This is a genomic window from Providencia alcalifaciens DSM 30120 (assembly GCF_000173415.1).
Lineage (GTDB): Bacteria > Pseudomonadota > Gammaproteobacteria > Enterobacterales > Enterobacteriaceae > Providencia > Providencia alcalifaciens.
The window spans coordinates 1-4079 of sequence record NZ_ABXW01000063.1 but is presented as its reverse complement, the minus strand read 5'-3'; the positions used below and the strand labels follow the sequence as shown (position 1 = coordinate 4079).

4 protein-coding genes are annotated in these 4079 nt (G+C 52.0%); all 4 read left to right on the top strand.

Going from position 1 to position 4079, the window contains the following annotated elements; genetic code table 11:
- On the top strand, nucleotides 1-809 hold an 809-nt coding region (locus tag PROVALCAL_RS16285), incomplete at its 5' end, for a terminase gpA endonuclease subunit (RefSeq protein ID WP_006660428.1).
- Nucleotide 810: 1 nt separating this feature from the next.
- Nucleotides 811-1017: a gpW family head-tail joining protein gene (gene gpW / locus PROVALCAL_RS16280; RefSeq protein ID WP_006660427.1), complete on the top strand. Its 207-nt coding sequence runs from the start codon at nucleotides 811-813 to the stop codon at nucleotides 1015-1017.
- On the top strand, nucleotides 1014-2591 hold the full coding sequence (locus PROVALCAL_RS16275) for a phage portal protein (RefSeq protein ID WP_006660426.1): 1578 nt from the start codon (nucleotides 1014-1016) through the stop codon (nucleotides 2589-2591). The genes gpW and PROVALCAL_RS16275 overlap by 4 nt, the downstream gene beginning before the upstream one ends.
- The gene (locus PROVALCAL_RS16270) at nucleotides 2581-4062 is read left to right on the top strand and encodes a S49 family peptidase (RefSeq protein ID WP_117584530.1); all 1482 of its coding nucleotides are present in this window, start codon (nucleotides 2581-2583) and stop codon (nucleotides 4060-4062) included. The genes PROVALCAL_RS16275 and PROVALCAL_RS16270 overlap by 11 nt, the downstream gene beginning before the upstream one ends.
- Nucleotides 4063-4079: the final 17 nt, after the last annotated feature.

The window sequence follows — 4079 nt, the reverse complement described above, 5'->3', positions numbered from 1 at the left end:
CGGAAAAGCTGAGTTTCGAGGTGTTGCTGGAGAAAGTTAGCCATTACGGTGCGCAAGTGCCTGAGCGTGCGGTGTATTTGACGGCTGGCATCGATTCACAACGTAATCGCTATGAAGTGTATGTGTGGGGATGGGGACCGGATGAAGAAGCCTTTTTAGTGGATAAACACATCATCATGGGGCGACCGGATGATGAGGAGACCTTGTTACGGGTTGACCGTGTGATCAACACAAAATACCGTCATGCGGATGGGAGCGAGATGTCGATTTCGCGTATTTGTTGGGATATTGGCGGGATTGATCCTGAATTGGTGTATCAACGTTCGCGGAAGCACGGTATTTTTCGGGTGCTCCCGGTTAAAGGGGCGGCGGTATACGGTAAGCCCGTGATCACGATGCCGAAAAAACGCAGTCAACGGGGTGTCTTTCTGTGTGAAGTAGGGGCAGATACCGCAAAAGAAATGTTATACGCCCGGTTAGGCGCACCCGCCGCGCCCTTTACGCAGTCAACCCCGTATGCGTTTCATTTTCCCGATAATCCTGAGATCTTCTCCGAGGTGGAAGCAAAGCAAATGGTGGCGGAAGAGTTGATTGAAAAAGTGGAAAAAGGGCGAGTAAAGCTGCTGTGGGATGCGAAAAATCGCCGTAATGAAGCGTTGGACTGTTTGGTGTATGCCTATGCGGCATTACGGGTATCGATGCAGCGTTGGCAGTTGGATTTAACGCAATTAGCCGCGGCAAGACGACAAGAAAACACGGAAGACGAGATGTCTTTAGACGAAATCGCTGCGGCATTGTCGGGAGGGTAACATGATGGAGACACAAATGATGTTAATGGAAGCTCGTCGCGCATTGCATGAATTGTTGTTGGGTGAAAAGGTGGTGTCCATCAATAAAGACGGGCGTCAGGTGCAGTATACCCCTGCGAGTATTCCGGCATTACAACAATATATTCATCAACTGGAAGGGGTATTAGGCGTTGGTCGTCGGTGTCGACCGGCAGGAGTTTTTGTGTGAAAAAACAACAGGAACTCGTGAATATTTACGGGCAACCGTTACGGGAAAGCCTTGGGTATTCGGGGGGCAGCAACGGCGTGGGGGGACAGTTGTCCGGATGGCGTCCTGCCTCAGAAAGTGCCGATGCCGCGCTGTTACCGTCACTGAATCTGGGAAATGCCCGTGCTGACGATTTAGTCCGCAATAATGGGATTGCGGCGAATGCGGTTGAGTTGCACAAAGATCATATTGTAGGACACCTGTTTCGCCTGAGTTATCGCCCGAATTGGCGCTATTTGGGGATGGATGAGCAGGATACCCAAGCATTTATTGAAGAGGTGGAGTCTGCATGGCAAGAGTATTGCGACCCGACCTTTGGTTCAATGGACGTAGAAGGCAAGCGCTCTTTTACTGAATTTATTCGTGAAGGGGGTGGCGTACACGCGTTTAATGGGGAGATATTTGTACAGCCTGCGTGGGAGGTGGAGTCTTGTTGCCTCTTTCGGACGCGGTTTAAAGCGATTAGCCCAAAGCGGATCTCGACACCTGGCATGGGGCGAGATACAAATCAGTTGCGCAGTGGGATTGAAATCAATCGGCACGGTAAAGCGTTAGCCTATCATGTGCGAGAGGATGATTACCCGATGGCGAGTATGGGGCGTTGGCGACGGGTGCCGGCGGTGTTGGCTTCTGGGCGTCCGGGGATGATCCACGTTTTTCAGCCTCAAGAAGATGGGCAAACGCGCGGTGCCAATCAGTTTTATTCGGTGATGGAGCGGTTAAAAATGCTCGATACGCTGCAAACCACGCAACTTCAGTCGTCCATTGTGAAAGCCATGTATGCGGCGACGATTGAGTCAGAATTGGATTCAGAAAAGGCGTTTGAGTACATCACCGGGGCTCAGGGGCAAGGAGCCAATCCGCTGAACAGCATCATGACCGCCTATGCGCGTTACTATGCGACCAATAAGATCCAATTGGGGGGCGTACGCATTCCGCATCTTTACCCTGGGGATTCCTTAAATCTGCAAACGGCACAAAATGCGGACAATGGTTTTTCTGAGTTAGAAAAAGCGTTGTTACGGTATATTGCGGCGGGGTTAGGGGTCTCTTACGAGCAATTATCCCGTGATTATTCGCAGGTCAGTTATTCCAGTGCGCGCGCCTCAGCCAATGAGTCATGGCGTCACTTTATGGGGAAACGTAAATTTGTGGCGAGTCGATTGGCGTCACAAATGTTTGCCTGTTGGTTAGAAGAGGCGCTGATCCGCCGCGTAGTTATTCCCCCAAAAGCCCGATATTCATTTTGGGAGGCGCGCTCAAGTTGGTGCCGTTCTGAATGGATTGGCGCGGGGCGAATGGCGATTGATGGACTGAAAGAAGTGCAAGAAGCGGTGATGCGTATAGAGGCGGGACTGAGCACCTATGAAAAAGAGTTAGCCTTAATGGGCGATGATTATCAGGAAATCTTCCGACAGCAATTACGGGAATCACAAGAGCGTCAAGCGGCAGGCTTGCCAAGACCGGTCTGGATCAAGGAAACCTTCACGCAACACATTCGACACACCACGGAGGAGGCACAGCGTGTCACGTAATTTATCGCATATTGCCGCGATGGTATTCAATGAACCCTTGTTATTAGAACCCGCCTATGCGCGGGTTTTCTTTTGCGCGTTAGGCAATGAAATGGGCGCGCTGAGTTTGGGACTCCCGCAAGAGGCGTCACTGTTATCTGCGCCGGATATGCAGAGAACGGTTGACGCCTTTATGGTGAATGGGAAACGCCCTGCCAAGTTGTATCGGGTAGAGCAGGGGATCGCTGTGCTCCCCGTCTCAGGAACCTTGGTGCATAAACTCGGTGCGATGCGCCCGTTTTCTGGCATGACAGGGTATGACGGTATTACCGCGTTTCTAAAACAGGCGGTAACCGATCCTGAGGTTAAGGGGATATTACTGGATATTGACAGTCCGGGCGGGCAAGCCTCAGGAGCGTTTGATTGTGCGGACATGGTCGCACGATTAGGACAGGAAAAGCCGATATGGGCGTTGTGTCATGACATGGCGTGCTCTGCCGCCATGTTATTGGCGAGTGCTTGCTCGCGTCGATTGGTGACGCAAACTGCGAAAATTGGCTCGATTGGCGTGATGATGGCACATGCCAATCGTGAGCAGCAACTCGCGCAAACGGGGGTTGATATTACGTTGATTTATTCAGGGGCACACAAGGTGGACGGTAACGCATTTCAGGCATTACCAGAGCGCGTCAGAGCGGATTTTCAGCGGCAAATTGATGAGGCTCGTACCTTATTTGTGCAGAAAGTGGCGGGGTATTTAGGCGTACCCGAATCGACGATTCGAGAGACGGAGGCGGCAACGTATCAAGGGCAGGCGGGGATTGATGTCGGGCTTGCCGATGACATGGTCAATGCGGCGGATGCGGTTGACGTGATGGCGTCGGCATTCATGATTAACCAAAGGAAAGAGGACAAGATGTCTGAAACACAATTAACGGCAGCGCAGATTGCTGCACAAGAAAATCAACGTGTGATGGGGATTTTAACGTGCCCAGAAGCCAAAGGACGTGAGGCTCAAGCACAAGTGTTGGCGAGTCAACCGGGGGTGTCTGTTGAGCAAGCCAGAGCCATTTTAGCGGCATCCGGTGTGGTGGACACAACGGCTTCTGCGGTGAGTGAGTCCGATAAGATTTTGGCGTGTGAGGAAGCTAAAGGGCGTGAAAAATTAGCGCAAGCCCTCGCTGCAACTCCGGGGATGACTGCCGAACACGCTAAGCCGATTTTGGCGGCAGCTGTACCTGAAGGAGATTCGGTGCGTGACGCCATTCTCGGGTGCGATGAAGCCAAGGGGCGTGAGGCACTCGCCCAGGTGTTAGCGGCAGATTCGACCCTGACGGTGGAGAAGGCGAAACAATTTTTAGCGGCAGCGCCGCAAGAAAAAGCGTCCTCACAAGAGGGCTTGTTTGACCGTTTTATGGCGCAACAGACCTCCGCCACGGTAAGTGCACAAACGCAAGTGGATAACAGTAATCCGTTGGCAGAGATGCCATAAGTGAATTTCATTGAACC

Bases quoted from the DNA above. Each gene is read 5' to 3' on its own strand.
- gpW (WP_006660427.1), top strand. From the start codon at position 811: ATGATGGAGACACAAATGATGTTAATGGAAGCTCGTCGCGCATTGCAT.